This window comes from Microbispora sp. NPDC049125 (genome assembly GCF_040802045.1).
GTDB lineage: Bacteria > Actinomycetota > Actinomycetes > Streptosporangiales > Streptosporangiaceae > Microbispora.
This window is the reverse complement of sequence record NZ_JBEZDW010000027.1, coordinates 28,116-44,739: the sequence shown is the minus strand read 5'-3', so window position 1 is coordinate 44,739 and position 16,624 is coordinate 28,116. Positions and strand designations below refer to the sequence as shown.

Sequence of the window (16,624 nt, the reverse complement as noted above, 5' to 3'; positions counted from 1 at the left end):
TGAGTCATCGTCCGGCCTCGCCGGACCGCGTGGTGGTCGAGTCGCCCGCCGCCGCCACGGCGAGGGCGGCGCCTCGTCCGCCGGCCCGGGCGACGATCTTGCCCGCCCGGACGCGCACCGCGGCCTCCGTGGCGTCGCCGGCGTCAGCGACTCCCGCCGCCGACGCGACGAGGGCGTCGTCGTCGAGGACGAGGCGAAGGCCCGGCCAGGCGGCCGGCGGGAACACACGTCGCAGACAGCCGGTGATGTCGCCGATCCTGAGCCGCAGGGCACGCCCGATCTCGGCTGGGTCGCCCGTCACCACGGCCACCGTGATCCGGTCGCCGGGACGGGCGGCGCGTACGGCTTCCTCGGCCGCCTCCAGCCGGCCGGAGCCGAGGACGGCGATCACGCCGTCCGCGCCGAACCCGGCGCCGTGACCGGTGATCTGGTCGGGCAACTCGGCGGGCGGCTCCCAGGCGTCCTGGACAAGTCGCGCGGGGCCGATGTACGGCAGGTGCGGCGGATCCCACGTGTCGGCGAGGTCGAGCCCGGCCAGGTGCCGGCAGGCGTGCGCCACGTCGAAGGGGTCGCCGAATCCGGGCGCCGTGTCGGCCAGATGGCCGGCTCCGTTCAGCGTCGTCAGGACCAGCTCGGCCAGCCGCACCCGCCGCGCCTGGTGCGGTGTGGCGGACTCCAGCGCGAGGCCGAGCAGCAGCGCCTCCAGCCTGGTCACCTGCGCCAGCGCGGTACGGCCCGGCTCGTCGTCGAACAATCCGGTGAGCGAGCGCGACCGCAGCCTGCCGACGGCGGTCGGGTCGCCCGTCATCGGCAGCCGTTCGAGCCAGACGCGGGCGAACGCGCCCAGCGCATCGGCCAGGCCGCCGGTGGGCGCGTCCACCGCGTCCGGTTGCCCGGTCGAGCCGACCAGGACCGCCAGGTACAGCGCACGCTTGCTCGGGAAGTTCGAGTACACCGCGCCACGGGTGAGCTCGGCCCGCTCGGCGATCCGATCGACCTTGGCGTCGGTGTATCCGCGCTCGGCGAACTCCTCCCGCGCCGCGGCCAGCACCGCCGCGCGGGTCCGTTCCTGCTGCTGTGCCCGGCTCAGCCGGACCATCGTATGGCTCCGCTCATGGGATCAGGATACGTAGAACATCCGAATGTTTTCATCATCCGGGTGCGCGTGCCTGTCTCCGGCTCGTGCTCTTCCCCGCCGATGGCGTGGTCTCCGTCCGGCGAGCAGTGATCCCGCCGTCCTCAACCGGCCGGGCGGCGGCCGTCCTCCAGCGAGAGGGCCTCGCCCGAGCCGAGCGCGTCGAGGCAGCCCGCGATCCGGCGGGCGAGCGACGCGGGCGTCCGCGCGCCCACCTCGTCCGGGTGGACGAAGGCGACAGAGGCGATCTCCTCCGGCTGCCGGACGATGGACGCGATCTCGGCGTCGGTCAGCACCCCGCCGTCGTACACGATCATCAGGCCGTCGGGCAGCTCCGCGGTCGAGGGGACCCAGTCGATCGCCAGCAGCCGTCCGGCGGGCCGGTCGAGGCCGAGCTCCTCAAGCACCTCCCGGCGGCAGGCGGCGGTGGGGGACTCCCCGGCCTCGACCATCCCACCGGGGAGGTCCCATTCCGGTTTGTACGTCGGCTCGACGAGCAGCACCCGTCCTGCGGAGTCGCGGAACAGTGCCCCGGCGGCGACGCGCCTGCGGGGGAGGGACGCGACGAACCCCACGTGCCATGGCGCCGCCGACCGGCCGGAACTCACGCGGCGAGGGTATCGGGTCCGCATCGGCTTCAGGCGGTCGCCGCTGGCCGCGCTCGCCGGGCGGTCAGTCCTCCGGCCAGTCTTCCTTCGGTGAGACGTAGGTGCCGCGGTAGGGGACGGTGAACACCCAGCCCTGCTTACGGAGGTATGCCACCGCCTGGCGGACCGTCGCCTTGGCGACGCCGTACTCCTTCATGAGTGCCTTCTCGCTGGGGATCGGGCGGTTGACGACCAGATCGCCCGAACGGATGCGCCGCACGGTATCGGCCGCGATGCGGTGGTAGACGGGTGTGCGCTCAGCGGACTTGGGTGTGCCTGGATGGCCGACGAAGGTGCCCTTGCCCTGGACGGTATAGGCGAGGCCCCGCTCGCGCAGCTCGCGCGCCACCCGGCGGGCCGTCATCCGTGCGATGCCGTATTCCGCTTCCAACTCGGCTTCGCTCGGCACCACGTCACCCGGGACGAGGTCGCCATGGTCGATCTGCTCACGGATGATCTCCGCGATCTGCTTGTAGATCGGCACTGGTCCATCTCGGTCAAGCATGTGTTCGACACTAGGACGCCGCTGTACGCCTACAGGGTTGCGCTCAGGCCTGGGGCCACATCTCTTCCGAACTGACGAAGCTGCCGCGTTGCGGCACGGTGTAGACCCACCCTTGTTCCCGCAGAAGAGCCACCGCTCGCCGGACCGTCTCCCGGGCTACGTCGTACTGCTGCACGAGGGTGGTCTCACTGGGGATGGGACGTCGCGGGTGGAGTTCCCCGGTGCGGATCCTGTCGACCACGTCATTGGCGATCTGCTGATACCGCGGCGTCTTGCGAGACTCTCGCGGCGCCTGGCCAGGGCTGCCGACGAACGTGCCCTCGCCTTGCACGGTGTAGATCAAGCCCTCGTCACGCAGTATGTGGAACGCGCGGCGGGCGGTCGTGCGAGCCACTCCGAATTCGCTCTGGATGGCGGCTTCACTGGGCACGGCGTTTCCGGGAGCCAGATCACCTCGCCGGATCTGGTCCCGAAGGATGTCTGCAATCTGCACATACAGATGTGTATCGCCATCATGGTCGAGCACAACCGAACGATAGGCGAGGGCTATCGTGGTCCTTCGTCTCGCTATGACTTAGTAGAGACATGCCGTCGGATTAGACGTGAGAGAACAACTAGACGTATGCTTCTCAAGTGTCGGTAGAGGCACCGGAGGGAACGCGGCGCCAGGCGGTGTCGGTGACGATCACGTGGTCGAGGAAGCGGAGGCCGACGGCGTCGGCGGCCTCGTGGACGCGGGCGGTGACCTCGATGTCGGCCGAGCTGGGCGTGAGTGAGCCGCTGGGGTGGTTGTGGGCGAGGCCGAAGGCGGCCCCGCCGGAGACGAGGACGGTGGTGACGATGTCGCGGACGGGCGCGGGAGTGGAGTCGCTCCCTCCCTCGCTGACGACGGCGCGGCGGAGCACCGAGCCGCGGGCGTCGCAGACCACCACGACCAGCCGCTCCCGGGGTTGCCCGTGGAGGAGCGGCGCCGCCGCCGCGGCGATGTCGGCCGAGCAGGTGATGCGGCTGCGCTCCGGCTCCGCCTGGGCCCGCCGTACGAGGTGGAAGGCCGCGGCGATGCGCGCCGCCTTGGCCGGCCCGACGCCCGGCACGGCGAGCAGCCGGTGGGCCTCGGACCGGGAGAGCTCGCCGAGGTCGCCGCAGTGGGCGATGAGCTGTGAGGCCAGCTCGACGGCGCTGACCCCCCTGCTGCCCGAGCCGAGCAGCAGGGCGAGCAACTCGCGGTCGGCCAGAGCGGCCGCGCCGGACGCCAGCAGCCGCTCACGCGGCTGGTCGGCCAGGGGCAGGTCCTTGACGCGCACGGGCACCTCCGGATGGGGGATCCGGAACGGTTCTACCAGCGGGCACCGACAGTCAGAGGGGGACGGGGATGCCGTAGACCAGGCGGAAGCTGTCGCCCGGGATCACGGCGTCGCTCGTCTCCACCGGCCGCCCGGCCGCCCAGTAGGTGCGCTCGACGTGCAGCACCTGGACGCCCGAGGGCAGCTCGAGCAGGTCGCTCTCTGTCGGCTGGGGCACCCGCACGTGGACCGTCTCGTTGATCTCGGTGACGGGGCTGCCGTTCGCCGTGGTGCGCGCGGCCGCGCTCCTGCGCTCGGAGCTGCCCTCCTCAGGGCCCTGGTGCTGGCCGAACTCGACCAGTTCGTACGACGTGACGAGCTGGACGGGACGGCCGTCCCCGCGGAAGACGGAGCGGATCCGGATGACCGGGCTCCACTGTCCGATCCGCAGGCGCTGGGCGATCTCGGGAGGGGCCTCCGCGAGCTCGCTCCGCCAGGTCCATGTCGGGTGGAGGCCGCCGGACTGCATGTCCGACGCGAAGCAGGCGAGCTGGTCGGGCAGGCGGCTGCGATGCAGAGGGATCAGCGTCGGCTGCTCCCGCACGCGGTGACCCGAACCCACACGGCCGATGATCAGGCCTTCCTGTGCGAGCACGCGGAGCGCGTGGCGGGCGGCCGTCTCTCCGACGCTGTACTTCCTGGTGATCTGGTGGCGCGAGGGAATCGGTGCTCCCGGTGGGAGCGTGCCGTCGACGATCTGACGGCGAAGGTCCTCCACTACGCGCAGGTAGACCGGATCAGAGTTGGCCATCAATCCATCCCTGGAGGGGGCGACGAGGTTTCCCAATCTTGGCGTATCCAAAGGGCAACCGAGAGTAACGGCCCACGCCTGTGACTCCAACTTTGCCTGGTGAAAGGTCACTTAATGCGCCAATCACCCGTTAAGGAGTTGCGTACGGATATTCCGCTTCCGCGGCCGTATCACGGGCTGCATGTCGCGCCCGCCCAGGCGGGATACGAGGAGATCAGGTGGCTGAGACCCACGTCGCGCAGTGACCGGGTCCGCGTCCGCCGGCACACCTGCGAGTGCAGGCCCACGGTCTACGAGCTGTGCGCGGCGGGCGGGCTGATGTTCGTCCGGCGCACCGTGGAGGCGAGGCGGGGTGTGCGGATCCACGAGACGGACCGGATCAATACCGCGGGTATGCGGGAGCTGTGGCGCAGGTTGATCCTCGGTCAGGCCCGCTGACCGGCCCTGGACGGATCATTCGGAAAATTCTCTCCACCAGGGTGTAACACCGGCGTAAGGCGCGGCGATTTCCGGTTAGAGGTCGCTGATGTGTGTACCCCCGAGCACATATCGGCGGCCTCTTCTGACGTCTTCCCACCCTTCCGGCGTGAGCCGCGCGAGGACCGCACACCGGCGGCCCGCGGCGCGCGGCCCCGGCAGTCCCGGCGACACGGGGCATATCGGGGTGGCGGAGTCCACCACCCTCGCGGATCCAGGTAGCGTTCCGTCTATGGCATCGCCAACTGGAACCTCCGACGCCCCCTTCGGTCGCATGCTGACCGCGATGGTCACGCCGTTCAGTTCTGACGGCGCCGTCGACTACGAAGGCGTCCAGCGGCTCGCCGCCTACCTGGTGGACGAGCAGCGCAACGACGGTGTCGTCGTGAGCGGCACGACAGGGGAGTCCCCCACCACCTCCGACGACGAGAAGGACCGCATCCTCCGCGCGGTCGTCGAGGCCGTGGGCGACCGGGCGGCCGTCGTCGCCGGGGCGGGGACCAACGACACGCACCACAGCGTCGAGCTCGCCCGCGCCGCCGAGCGCGCCGGGGCGCACGGCCTGCTGGTGGTGACCCCGTACTACAACAAGCCGCCGCAGGAGGGCCTGCTGCGGCACTTCACGACGGTCGCCGACGCGACCGGCCTTCCAGTGATGCTCTATGACATCCCGGGCCGCACCGGCGTGCCCATCGCGACCCCGACGCTGCTGCGTCTGGCGGAGCACCCGCGCATCGTCGCGGTCAAGGACGCCAAGGGCGACCTGTTCGCCGGCTCCCAGGTGATGGCCGCCACGGGCCTGACGTTCTACTCGGGTGACGACGCGTGCAACCTGCCGTGGCTGTCGGTCGGAGCGGCCGGCTTCGTGAGCGTCGTGGGCCACGTGGTGGGGGCCGAGCTCGCCTCCATGGCGGAGCTGTACCGCGCCGGCGACGTCGCCGGCGCCCTGGCCGTCCACCGGCAGCTCCTGCCGGTGGTGACGGCGATCATGACCCGCACCCAGGGTGCGATCATGGTGAAGGCGGCACTGAGGCTGGTGGGCCAGGACGGCGGCCGTGTACGGCTCCCGCTCGTCGACGCCACCGAGGACCAGGTCGCCGCATTGCGTGAGGACCTCATCGCGGGGGGTCTCAAACTTGTCGATAGCTAATCAGCAGATGGAGACGAATGAGCGAGCGAAATACAGCGATCAGCGGTAACCGCCCCGGTACGGGAAGGGGGCTCGCGTGAGCCATCCCCATCCCGAGCTCGGGCCGCCTCCCCCGCTGCCGGACAACGGCCTGCGCATCGTCGCGCTGGGAGGGCTGGGAGAGATCGGCCGCAACATGGCGGTCTTCGAGTACGACGGGCGGCTGCTCGTCGTCGACTGCGGTGTGCTGTTCCCCGAGCCGGACCAGCCGGGCGTCGATCTCATCCTGCCCGACTTCGACTACATCCGGGGCCGGCTGGGCGACATCGAGGCGGTCGTGCTCACGCACGCCCACGAGGACCACATCGGCGCGGTGCCGTACCTGCTGCGCGAGCGGCGGGACATCCCGCTGATCGGGTCGAGGCTGACGCTGGGACTGATCGAGAGCAAGCTGACCGAGCACCGGATCCAGCCGGTGAAGGTCGAGGTCGTGGAGGGGGAGCGGCGCACGTTCGGGCCGTTCGAGTGCGAGTTCATCGCGGTGAACCACTCGATCCCCGACGCCCTGGCCGTGGCCATCAGGACGCCGGCCGGCATCGTGCTGCACACCGGCGACTTCAAGATGGACCAGCTCCCGCTGGACGGGCGGCTCACCGACCTCGGGGCGTTCGCCCGGCTGGGGTCGGAGGGCGTCGACCTGCTGATGTCGGACTCGACCAACTCCGAGGTACCCGGCTTCGTCGTCAGCGAGCGCGAGATCGCGCCGGTCATCGACGACGTCTTCCGCACCGCCGAGAAGCGGATCATCGTCGCCAGCTTCGCCTCGCACATCCACCGGGTGCAGCAGATCATGGACGCCGCCGAGAAGCACGGCCGGAAGGTCGCGCTGATCGGGCGCTCCATGGTCAGGAACATGGGCGTCGCGCGGGACCTCGGTTACCTCAAGGTGCCCGCCGGCCTGCTGGTCGACGGCCGGGAGATCGAGGAGTGGCCGCCGGAGGACGTGGTGCTGATCTGCACCGGCTCCCAGGGCGAGCCGATGGCGGCGCTGTCCCGCATGGCCAACCGCGACCATCCGATCCGCATCGCGGAGGGCGACACCGTCCTGCTGGCGTCCTCGCTGGTGCCGGGCAACGAGACGGCGGTCAACAAGGTCATCAACGGCCTCAACCGCTGGGGCGCCCGCGTCATCCACAAGGGCAACGCCCGGGTGCACGTGTCGGGCCACGCGGCGGCGGGCGAGCTGCTCTACGTGCTCAACCTGACCAAGCCGTCCAACTTCATGCCGGTCCACGGCGAGTGGCGGCACATGCGGGCCCACGCGCGCCTCGCCGGCCTGACGGGCGTCCCGGACGAGAACATCGTGATCGCCGAGGACGGCGTCGTGGTCGACCTGGTCGACGGCCACGCGAGCATCGCCGGCGCCGTGCCCTGCGGGTACGTCTTCGTCGACGGCACCTCGGTCGGCGACATCACCGACGTGGCGCTGAAGGACCGGCGGATACTGGGCGACGAGGGCTTCATCTCCATCGTCGTCGTCGTGGACTCCACGACCGGGAAGCTCACCGGCGGCCCGGAGATCACGGCACGCGGCTCGGGCATCGACTCGGAGGCGTTCGACGCGGTCCTGCCGATCATCGAGGCGGCCCTCCAGGAGACCGCCGCCGCGGGGGTCGCCGACACGATGCAGATCCGCCGCGCGATCCGCCGTACGGTGGGGCGCTGGGTGAGCGACACCTACCGCCGCCGCCCGATGATCATCCCGGTGGTCGTCGAGCTGTAGCCGGCGTACGGATAACCCGTTGTACTCGGATGCGGGCGTGACATAGCGTCCCGCCCGTGTCCGAGACGAGACCGGAGCTGATCTCCGAGGAGACGCCCCCGCCGTCCGAGGTGAGGGTCGTCTACCGAAAGTACGACGGATCGCTGCACTGGAACCATGGGGCGCGGCCGCTCGGTGAGGACGAGCACGGGGTGTGGGTGGGCTGCGCCTCCGGCACGGTCGCCCGGCGGGGTTACGAGCCACCCGTGGTCTGGGGACTGCCGTACGTGATGCTGTTCCCGCGCGACGCGTGGTGGACGGCGACCTTCAACGCGGAGCCGCACGAGACGGCGATCTACTGCGACATCACCACGGTGCCGGAGTGGCGCGACGGCGAGGTGACGATGGTCGACCTGGACCTCGACGTGCTGCGCTTCCGGGACGGCAGAGTGCACCTGGACGACGAGGACGAGTTCGCCGAGCACCAGGTGCGCTACGCCTACCCCGAGGACGTCATCAGCCGGGCGGAGCGGTCGGCCGCCTGGCTGATTGACGCGGTGGGCCGGGGCGCCGGCCCCTTCAACGGCGCCCACGGTCCCTGGCTGTCGCTCGTCACCTGAGCACACTCAGGCCGCGCGCCGTCACAGCCCGGCCGTCACAGCCTGGCCGTCACGGGGCCGCCGTCGGGGGCGGGCTCATCGGCCGGCTCCTCGTGCTCGGGGATCACCTTGGGCACACCGCGGAGCGCGAACAGGGTGGCGACGGCGAGGACGAGCAGAATCGCGGCCCCCGTGAGCACGGTGACGTGAGTGGCGTCGACGAAGGCCTGCTTGGCGGCCCTGCTGACCGCCTGTCCGGCGTCGCCGGGCAGTGAGGCGGCGGTCCGCAGCGCCACCGCGAGAGTGTCGCGGATGCCGGTCTCGGCCTCCGGCGGCAGCCCTCCGGGGAGCTCCAGGCTGTTGCGGTAGGAGCTGTTCATGACGCTGCCGAGCACGGCGATGCCGAGCGCGCCGCCCAGTTCGTGGGCGGTCTCCGAGATCGCGCCCGCCGCGCCCGCCCGCTCCTTCGGCACCGAGGCGAGCAGCGTGTCGTTGGTCACCCCGAACGCGAACCCCATTCCCATCCCCTGGATGACCATCGCGACGAGCATGTAGGGGTAGTCGGGGTCGACGCCGATCCGGCTGAACAGGAAGAAGCCGGTCGCGGTCAGCGCCAGGCCGAGGGCGACGACCGGCCCACGGCCCAGTCGTTGCACGAGCACCCCGCACAGGGCGCCCGCCACGCCTCCCGCCAGCCCTCCCGGCATCCCGGCGAGGCCCGAGACCAGCGGAGACCAGCCCAGCACGAGCTGGAAGTACTGAGCGAAGATCACTGACATGGCGAGCATCGCGAAGATCGCCACCAGCTCGGCCCCCACCGTTGCGGAGAAGGCGCGGCGGCGGAACAGCCGTACGTCGATGAGGGGCTCGGCGAGCGTCGTCTGCCGGCGGACGAAGACGACGATGGACACCAGCCCGATTACGGCGGAGACCAGTACCGTGGGCTGGGCGACGCCGCCGTCCGCTGCCTCCTTCAGCGCGTAGACCAGGCCCAGCACGCCGGCCGCCGACAACGGGACGCTGACGAGGTCGATCCGGCCGGGCCGGGGGTTGCGCGACTCGGGCAGCACGATCGCGCCGCCGACGAGGATGAGCGCGACGACGGGCACGTTGATCAGGAAGACCGATCCCCACCAGAAGTGGTCCAGCAGGACGCCGCCGACGATGGGCCCGAGGGCGAAGCCGACGGCGGTGACGCTGCTCCAGATCCCCACCGCCGTCGTGCGCTGCCGCGGATCGGTGAAGACATTGCGGATGAGGGACAGTGTGGAGGGCATGATCGTGGCCCCGGCCACGCCGAGCAGCGCCCGGGCCCCGATGAGCAGCTCGGCGCTGGGCGCGTACGCGGTCACCGCGGAGGCCGCGCCGAACGCGACGGTGCCGATGAGCAGCAGCCGCTTGCGGCCGATGCGGTCGCCGAGGTTGCCCATGGTCACCAGCAGGGCGGCCAGCGCGAAGCCGTAGATGTCGGCGATCCACAGCAACTGCGTGGCCGAGGGTCGCAGGTCCTCCACGAGCCTGGGAAGGGCCAGATGCAGGACGGTCATGTCGACGGAGAGCAGCAGGACGGCGACGCTCGCGATGGCGAGGGTGCCCCATTTCCGGGTGGCGTCGTTCATGGGACGAGCGTCGGGGGCGGCGCTGACGGCTCATCCACCGAACGCTGACAGGTGTCCCTCCAGGACGGTCAGCGCCGGTGGCGACGTCTCGTCCAGGCCGTCCATCTTCGCCCGGGTGGCGGCGGCGGCCTGCGCGTACACCTGTGCGTACGGCGCGTCGCCCAGGGCGGCCCGGCAGCGTGCGGAGACCCGGTCGTTGTCGGGGTCGCCGGGAAGCGGGGAGCCGCGCAGTGCGGAGCCCACCCCGAGCAGCCGCGCCGCACGCTCCGGGTCGCCCTCCAGCAGTGCGACCCCGGCGAGCCCGTCGGCGACCTCGGCGGTCGTGCCGAAGCTACGGTCGCTGTACCTGGTGGAGAGTGCGCGCCGGTGCCAGGCGAGCGCCTCGGCGGCGTCCCCGGCCGTTTCGGCGGCCCGGCCCAGGGCGACGTAGATCCGGGCCCGGATGTCCTGCGCGGTGAACCACTCGCCCTCGCACTCGGCCAGGGCGGCCTCGTAGAGCCGCCGGGCGTCGCCGGGCCGCCCGCCGAGCCTCGCCAGCTCGCCCAGCCCGAGGTAGGCCTCCGCGAGGATCTCCGGCGCGCCCACGCGGCGGGACAGTTCGGCCGCCCGCTCGTAGTCGGCGCGGGCGCCCGGCTCCGCGCCCGTCCTGGCGCGGGCTCTGGCCCGGCGGCACAGCGTCTCGGCCACGTCGATCGTCGCGCCGAGCCGCTCGGCCAGCTCGAGCGCCTCGTTGGCCAGCGCCTCGACTCTCGGGTGGTCCCCCCGGGACACGGCGACGTCGGCGAGCGCCGCCAGCATGAGCACCCGCGTCCACAGATCGCCCAGCGTCCGGGCCCGGGCGAGCCCTGTGGTGATCGCCTTCTCGGCCTCGGCGACGCGGCCGTCGAACAGCTTGAGGTATCCCACGCTGAACTCCGCCAGTGCCAGCGTCCACGGGTCCATCGTCAGGATCTCGTACCTGTCGGCGAGCGCGACCTGATCGGCCCGGTCCGGCGGGCCGCCGACTATGGCGCGCAGGACGAGGAGGAACGGCTGCCTGGGCACACTCTCGCCGGCGTCGATCGCGCGGATGGCTTCGTCCACCAGAGGGCGGAGGCCGGGGGCGTCCCCGGCGCCCCACGCCGTGAGGCAGACGCACAGGGCGTGCTCCTCCTCAAGCCCTTCGACCGGGTGAGGACCGGCCTCGTCGAGCAGGGGCCGGGCCAGCTCGCCGACCTCGCCGCGCAGCCCGCGCAGCAGCCAGTAGCCCACGGCCGCCGACAGCAGCCGCAGCCCCCGCTCCACGTCGCCGGCCTCGGTGGCCCGCCGTACGGCGGTGTGCAGGTTGTCGTGCTCCGCGTCGAGCCGGTTCAGCCACTCGATCTGCCCGGCCGCGCGCAGGTGCGGGTCGGCGGTCAGGGCCAGGTCGAGGAAGTACGCCCCGTGAGCCTCGCGGAACCGCTCCTCCTCGCCCGCCTCGGCGAGCTTGCCCGCGCAGAACGCCCTGATCGTCTCCAGCATCCGGTAGCGGTCGTCCACGAGCTCGACGAGGGACTTGTCGACCAGTGAGGCGAGCACGCCGTCGGTGTCCGGCAGCCCGCAGACCCGCTCGGCGGCCTCCAGCGTGGCCCCGCCGGCGAACACGGTGAGCCGGCGGGCGAGCGCCCGCTCGGCGTCGTCGAGGAGGTCCCAGCTCCACTCGACCACGGCCCGCAGCGTGCGGTGTCTCGGCTGTGCCGTACGGCTGCCGCGCGACAGCAGTGAGAAGCGGTCCGTGCCGGTGTCGCCGAGCCGGGCGGCGATCTCGGCCGCGGGCAGCGCCCTCAGGCGGGCGGCGGCCAGCTCGATCGCCAGCGGCAGCCCGTCGAGCGCCCGGCAGACGGCCAGCACGTCGGGAGTGGTCTCCGCGTCGAGCCGGAAACCGGGCCGCACCGCGCCGGCGCGCTCGGCGAACAGCCGCACCGCCGGATAGCCGAGCGCCTCGGCGGGAGGGGTGCCCGGCGGCGGGACCTCCAGCGGCGGCACCGGGTACAGCCGTTCGCCCGTTATGCCGAGCGCCTCGCGGCTCGTCGCCAGGATCCGCAGGGCCGGGCAGGCCCGCAGCAGGCGGTCGGCGAGCCCCGCCGCGTCGTCGATCACGTGCTCGCAGTTGTCGAGGACGAGCAGCGCCGCCCGCCCGGACAGGGCGGCGACCAGCCGGGCGAGCGGGTCGGGCGCGGCGCTGTGGCGCGCGCCGGGCGACGTCACGGGCAGGCCGCTCTCACGCAGCCCGAACGCCCCCAGGACGGCGCGGGCCACGTCGGCGCCTTGTTCCAGCGACGCCAGTTCGACCAGGCAGACCTCCCCGGGGCGGCGTGAGGCGGCCTCCAGTGCCAGCCGGGTCTTGCCGGTCCCGCCGGGACCGGTGAGCGTCACCAGCCGCGCCTCGGCGAGCAGCGCCCCGATCCGCTCCAGCTCGGCCACCCGGCCCACCAGGGGCGTGAGCTGGGTCGGCAGCGAGTGCCGGGAGGGGGAAGGGGGAGACAGCGAGGGGTCCGACCGGAGCACCGCGAGGTGGATGCCGGCCAGCTCGGCGGACGGGTCGGCGCCCAGCTCGTCGGCGAGCCGCCGCCTGGCGTCGTCGAACTCCGCCAGCGCGTCCGCCTGGCGGCCGGCTCCGTACAGCGCCCGGATGAGCTGGCCGCGCGACCGCTCCCGCAGGGGATGGGCGGTCACCCGGTCGCGCAGCTCCGCGAGGAGGTCCTGGTGCAGGCCGAGCGCGAGCCCGGCCTCGGCCAGGTCCTCCGCCGCCGCCAGGCGCAGCTCCTCCAGCCGGGCGGCCTGCGGGGGCGCGAACGGAGCCTCGGCGACGTCGGCCAGCGCGGGCCCCCGCCACAGGCCGAGCGCCTCCCGCAGGCGTGCCGCGGCGGTCGCGTGGTCACCGCTGCCGAGTGCCCTGCGCCCCTCGGCCGCCAGGCGCTCGAACCTCAGCGCGTCGACGTCGTCCGGTGCCACGTCGAGCCGGTAACCGGCGGGGACGCGCACCACCAGGTCGCCCAGATGCTGGCGGAGCCGGGAGACCTGGGCCTGCAGGGCGTTGGTCGCGCCGGCGGGCGGCTCGGCGCCGTAGAGGCCGTCGATCAGGCGTTCGATGGTGACGATCCGCCCGGCGTCGAGGGCGAGGAGCCCGAGCAGCGCGCGCACCCCCGGCCCGCCGACCGCGACCGGACGGTCACCGTCGGGCAGGGCCTGTGTGGGGCCGAGGATGCCGAAGCGCATGCGACCGATTGTCCCCCAGCGCGCGACCGGTTCAGCGTGCGACCGGTTCAGCGTGCGATCGCCTCCGCGATCGCCTCCAGCCGGGCGGGGGAGGCGAGGCCGCCGTGGTACCAGTGGATCTCGTCGGCGCCCGCGGCCGTGTACGCCTCGGCGAGCCACGACAGCGCCGCGCCGTCGGCCGGCCGCGGGGGAAGCGCGAGGACGTACGCGCCGACTCTCGGGCCGAGCCGGTGGAGCGCGCGCAGCCCGGCCTCGTCCACCTCGGGGGAGTTCCAGCAGTTGCCGACGAGGAGGTCGACGTCCACTCCGGCGGGAACGGTGGCGAAGGGGCCGGTCGCCCAGGGGTCGGCGCTGGCGTGCAGGGCGATCGGGATGCCGGCGCGCAGCGACCGGGCCTCGGCGACGAGCAGGTCGCGCAGCTTGCCCGCGAGGCCGGTACGCAGGCCGCGTACGGCGTCCGCGAGGTCACCGAGGGCGTCGTCCACCGACGCGGGGCGGCCGTCGACGCCCGCACGCACCCGGGCACGCAGCTCGGCCACGTCGATCCCGGCCGAGGCGTACCGCTCCTCGCAGGAGGCGCAGAAGCACAGGGAGAGCAGCGCGATCTGGGCCGGCGACCAGTCGGCGCCGTCGGTCTTCTCGTGGTGGCCGCCGTGCCGGAATCCCAGTGCCCCGCAGGCCTCCAGGATCAGCGCGTCGGGCTCGCCCAGCTCGACGATCTCGTGGACCAGCGTCCTGCAGTAGTCGCGCACCTCCGCCGCAGCCGGGCACAGCGCGTACGGGTAGAGCTCGCCGAAGGCGTTGCGTACGACCAGATCGGGGTTGGCCGCGCCGAGCAGGGTGTTATGTGTGAGGACCGTCCACGCGTGCACGGGCAGCCCGGCGGCGCGCAGCGCGTCACGGGCCTCGCCGAACGGGTCGTCGGACGCCACCCAGGTGGGTGTCCCCGGCACCAGGCGCCTGCCCTTCCACGCCTCCTCACGGACCGGCACGTAGCACGCCGCGTGCCGGGCGTCGACCAGCCGGTGGGCCGGGTGCCTGGGGGTGGCGGCCCGGGTCGTGTGGTACGACGCGGCCAGCGCCACGGCGCCGGCGCCGAGCGACGCGAGGCGTCCGGCGGCCGCGGGGTCGCCCACGAGGTCCCAGGGGTAGGCGTAGATGACGTTCACCAGCGTGGCCTCCGAGCGGAGAAGGACGGGACGACGGACCGCATGTACGTCGCGTCGTCGCGGGAGCGGATCCCGCACTTCTCATACTGCTCGTTCATCACCGCGAGGGCGTCCCGGTCCAGCTCGACGCCGAGGCCGGGGCCGGACGGCACCGGGACGGCGCCGTCGACGAAGCGCAGGGCGCCCGGGGCGACCACGTCCTGACCGTCCTGCCAGGGCGTGTGGGTGTCGCAGGCGTGGGTGATGGAGGGGGTGGCCGCCGCCAGATGGGTCATCGCCGCCAGGCTGACGCCCAGGTGACTGTTGGAGTGCATGGACAGCTCGATGCCGAACGTGTCGCACAGGGTGGCGAAGTGCGATGAGCGCACCAGCCCGCCCCAGTAGTGATGGTCGATCAGCAGGACCCCGATGGCGCGCTGCCGGACGGCCGGGGGAAGGTGCCGTGGGGAGACGACGCACATGTTCGTGGCGAGCGGCATGGGCACGTCCGCCGCCACCCTGGCCATGGCGTCGATGCCGTCGGCCGGGTCCTCCAGGTACTCCAGCACGCCGTCGAGCTCGCGGCCCACCCGGATCGAGGTCTCCGCGGTCCACACGGCGTTCGGGTCGAGGCGGAGGGGGTGCCCGGGGAAGGCCTCGCGCAGCGCGAGGATCGCCTCCACCTCGTCGGCGGGGGGGAGCACCCCGCCCTTGAGCTTGATCGAGCGGAAGCCGTACCGGTCGACGAACAGGCGGGCCTGCTCGACGAGCCCGGCGGGGTCGAGCGCGGCGCCGAAGCCGTCGTCGGGCCCGCCGGGGTGGCCGGCCCACTTGTAGAACAGATAGGCGCTGTACGGCACGGCGTCCCTGACCTTGCCTCCGAGAAGGTCGCAGACGGGCCGTCCGGCGGCCTTGCCCCGGATGTCGAGGCAGGCCACCTCGAAGGGCGAGAAGACGCGGTCAACGGTCTTCTCCTGGGTGGCCACGCCGGTCAGGCCGTGCATGTCGGCGACGACGTCCGTTCCGACGGACGCCGCCACGGCCGCGTACACGGCGTTGTGGTGGTAGACGTCGAGGCCGGTCAGCGCGGCGGCGGCGGCGCGCACCTGTTCCAGGTGGGGGAGGTCGCCGTAGGTCTCGCCGAGGCCGGTCAGCCCCTCGTCGGTCACCACCTCGACGATCGTGCGCAGCGCCCACGGCTGGTGCACCCCGGCGGCGTTCAGCAGGGGCGGGTCCCTGAAGGCGACCGGAGTGACGCGGATCTCCCGGATCAGCATCCGACGATCTCCAGCCCCCGGGCGATGAGCTTCTCCAGCCGGGCGACGTGCTCGGGGGCGGCGTCCAGCAGCGGCGGCCGTACGCCGCCCACGTCGAGGCCGCGCAGCGTCACCCCGGCCTTGATGAGCGCCACGGCGTAGCCCGGCACGAGGTCGCGCAGCTCGACCAGCGGCCGGTAGAACTCGGCCAGCAGCCGTGTGGTCAGGTCCTCGTCCCCGGCCGTGACCGCCTTGTGGAAGCCCATGGCGACCTCGGGCACGAAGCAGAAGACGGCCGAGGAGTAGAGGTTCACGCCGATGCCCCGGTAGGCCGGCACGGTCATCTCGGCGGTCGGCAGGCCGTTGAAGAAGGTGAACTCCTCGTCGGTCGCCCCGCGCACGGCGAGGATGATCCGCTGGAGGAGGTCGAGGTCGCCGAGCCCGTCCTTGAAGCCGATCACCCCCGGAAGGGCGGCGAGCTCCACGACCGCCTCGGGGGTGAACCTGGCGTTGCCGCGCTGGTAGACGATCGACGGCAGCCCGCTCGCCCCCGCCACCTCCTGGACGTACCGGACCAGGCCGCCGACGGGCGCGCTCACCAGGTACGGCGGGAGCAGCAGCAGCCCGTCGCCGCCCGCGCGCTCGGCGGCGCGCGCGCAGTCCCGGGCGAAGGGCAGCGCACCGCCCGCCCCGGACAGGACGGGGACGCGGCCGGCCGTGGCCTCGACGGAGATCCGGACCACCCGTTCGTACTCGTCCAGGCCGAGCGCGTTGAACTCGCCCGTCCCGCAGGCGGCGAAGACGCCGCCGGCCCCCGCGCTCACGCCCTGCTCCACATGCCGGCGCAGCGCGTCCTCGTCGAGTGTGCCGTCCGCTCTGAACGGGGTGACCGGGAAGAACAGAACACCATCGAGACGCATCTATCCACTCAATCTTGTTAGGCCCTGCGCCGTCCAGACGATCCGGGCCGGGCCGGCAGGGGCATCGGCCACCATTATTCACGAGTGTGGACGTGA

General features: G+C 72.5%; 15 protein-coding genes. 4 read left to right on the top strand and 11 right to left on the bottom strand.

The features are described from left to right. Positions 1-4 precede the first annotated feature (4 nt). The 6 genes from AB0B72_RS27315 to AB0B72_RS27290 all read right to left on the bottom strand — a co-directional run bounded on the left by AB0B72_RS27315 (position 5) and on the right by AB0B72_RS27290 (position 4,381). Entirely contained in the window at positions 5-1,099 is a 1,095-nt protein-coding gene (locus AB0B72_RS27315) for a TetR/AcrR family transcriptional regulator (RefSeq protein WP_367741861.1), read from the bottom strand. 140 nt (positions 1,100-1,239) lie between these two features. Continuing rightward, positions 1,240-1,743 (bottom strand): NUDIX domain-containing protein, encoded by a 504-nt coding sequence (locus tag AB0B72_RS27310; protein WP_367741860.1) that lies wholly within the window; start codon positions 1,741-1,743, stop codon positions 1,240-1,242. 64 nt (positions 1,744-1,807) lie between these two features. Beyond that, complete coding sequence (locus AB0B72_RS27305; RefSeq protein WP_367741859.1) at positions 1,808-2,287, bottom strand: GntR family transcriptional regulator; 480 nt, start codon at positions 2,285-2,287, stop codon at positions 1,808-1,810. A 43-nt stretch (positions 2,288-2,330) separates the two neighbouring features. Beyond that, positions 2,331-2,813 carry a GntR family transcriptional regulator gene (locus tag AB0B72_RS27300; protein WP_367741858.1) on the bottom strand — a complete coding sequence of 161 codons (483 nt, stop codon included), beginning with the start codon at positions 2,811-2,813 and terminating at the stop codon, positions 2,331-2,333. A gap of 103 nt (positions 2,814-2,916) precedes the next feature. Continuing rightward, positions 2,917-3,591, bottom strand: a complete 675-nt coding sequence (locus AB0B72_RS27295; protein ID WP_367741856.1) for a RadC family protein — start codon at positions 3,589-3,591, stop codon at positions 2,917-2,919. Positions 3,592-3,643: 52 nt separating this feature from the next. Further along, positions 3,644-4,381 carry a GntR family transcriptional regulator gene (locus AB0B72_RS27290; RefSeq protein WP_367741855.1) on the bottom strand — a complete coding sequence of 246 codons (738 nt, stop codon included), beginning with the start codon at positions 4,379-4,381 and terminating at the stop codon, positions 3,644-3,646. A gap of 138 nt (positions 4,382-4,519) precedes the next feature. On the opposite strand from AB0B72_RS27290, the gene AB0B72_RS27285 reads away from it, so the two are divergent. The 4 genes from AB0B72_RS27285 to AB0B72_RS27270 all read left to right on the top strand — a co-directional run bounded on the left by AB0B72_RS27285 (position 4,520) and on the right by AB0B72_RS27270 (position 8,369). Beyond that, complete coding sequence (locus AB0B72_RS27285; protein ID WP_367741854.1) at positions 4,520-4,819, top strand: hypothetical protein; 300 nt, start codon at positions 4,520-4,522, stop codon at positions 4,817-4,819. Positions 4,820-5,090: 271 nt separating this feature from the next. Continuing rightward, positions 5,091-6,008 (top strand): 4-hydroxy-tetrahydrodipicolinate synthase, encoded by a 918-nt coding sequence (dapA, locus tag AB0B72_RS27280; protein ID WP_367741853.1) that lies wholly within the window; start codon positions 5,091-5,093, stop codon positions 6,006-6,008. A gap of 76 nt (positions 6,009-6,084) precedes the next feature. Then, complete coding sequence (locus AB0B72_RS27275) at positions 6,085-7,770, top strand: ribonuclease J (protein WP_367741851.1); 1,686 nt, start codon at positions 6,085-6,087, stop codon at positions 7,768-7,770. Between the two features lie 56 nt (positions 7,771-7,826). Continuing rightward, positions 7,827-8,369, top strand: coding sequence for a DUF402 domain-containing protein (locus tag AB0B72_RS27270; protein WP_367741850.1), 543 nt, complete (start codon positions 7,827-7,829; stop codon positions 8,367-8,369). Between the two features lie 35 nt (positions 8,370-8,404). Here the strand turns inward: AB0B72_RS27270 and AB0B72_RS27265 are convergent, their stop codons facing one another. The 5 genes from AB0B72_RS27265 to AB0B72_RS27245 are packed head-to-tail and all read right to left on the bottom strand — an operon-like array spanning position 8,405 to position 16,528. Then, on the bottom strand, positions 8,405-9,967 hold the full coding sequence (locus tag AB0B72_RS27265; protein WP_367741849.1) for a DHA2 family efflux MFS transporter permease subunit: 1,563 nt from the start codon (positions 9,965-9,967) through the stop codon (positions 8,405-8,407). 30 nt (positions 9,968-9,997) lie between these two features. Next, positions 9,998-13,204 carry a BTAD domain-containing putative transcriptional regulator gene (locus AB0B72_RS27260; RefSeq protein ID WP_367741847.1) on the bottom strand — a complete coding sequence of 1,069 codons (3,207 nt, stop codon included), beginning with the start codon at positions 13,202-13,204 and terminating at the stop codon, positions 9,998-10,000. Positions 13,205-13,251: 47 nt separating this feature from the next. Then, on the bottom strand, positions 13,252-14,373 hold the full coding sequence (locus AB0B72_RS27255; protein WP_367741846.1) for a hypothetical protein: 1,122 nt from the start codon (positions 14,371-14,373) through the stop codon (positions 13,252-13,254). After that, complete coding sequence (locus AB0B72_RS27250; RefSeq protein WP_367741845.1) at positions 14,370-15,629, bottom strand: glucarate dehydratase family protein; 1,260 nt, start codon at positions 15,627-15,629, stop codon at positions 14,370-14,372. The genes AB0B72_RS27255 and AB0B72_RS27250 overlap by 4 nt, the downstream gene beginning before the upstream one ends. Beyond that, positions 15,623-16,528, bottom strand: a complete 906-nt coding sequence (locus tag AB0B72_RS27245; protein WP_367741844.1) for a 5-dehydro-4-deoxyglucarate dehydratase — start codon at positions 16,526-16,528, stop codon at positions 15,623-15,625. Before AB0B72_RS27245 ends, AB0B72_RS27250 begins: the two co-directional genes overlap by 7 nt. Between the last annotated feature and the right edge of the window lie 96 nt (positions 16,529-16,624).

Excerpts from the sequence above, each read along its gene's own strand:
- AB0B72_RS27315 (WP_367741861.1), bottom strand. The coding sequence starts at position 1,099 with ATGGTCCGGCTGAGCCGGGCACAGCAGCAGGAACGGACCCGCGCGGCG.
- AB0B72_RS27305 (WP_367741859.1), bottom strand. The coding sequence starts at position 2,287 with ATGCTTGACCGAGATGGACCAGTGCCGATCTACAAGCAGATCGCGGAG.
- AB0B72_RS27290 (WP_367741855.1), bottom strand. The coding sequence starts at position 4,381 with ATGGCCAACTCTGATCCGGTCTACCTGCGCGTAGTGGAGGACCTTCGC.
- dapA (WP_367741853.1), top strand. The coding sequence starts at position 5,091 with ATGGCATCGCCAACTGGAACCTCCGACGCCCCCTTCGGTCGCATGCTG.
- AB0B72_RS27265 (WP_367741849.1), bottom strand. The coding sequence starts at position 9,967 with ATGAACGACGCCACCCGGAAATGGGGCACCCTCGCCATCGCGAGCGTC.
- AB0B72_RS27260 (WP_367741847.1), bottom strand. The coding sequence starts at position 13,204 with ATGCGCTTCGGCATCCTCGGCCCCACACAGGCCCTGCCCGACGGTGAC.
- AB0B72_RS27250 (WP_367741845.1), bottom strand. The coding sequence starts at position 15,629 with ATGCTGATCCGGGAGATCCGCGTCACTCCGGTCGCCTTCAGGGACCCG.
- AB0B72_RS27245 (WP_367741844.1), bottom strand. The coding sequence starts at position 16,528 with ATGCGTCTCGATGGTGTTCTGTTCTTCCCGGTCACCCCGTTCAGAGCG.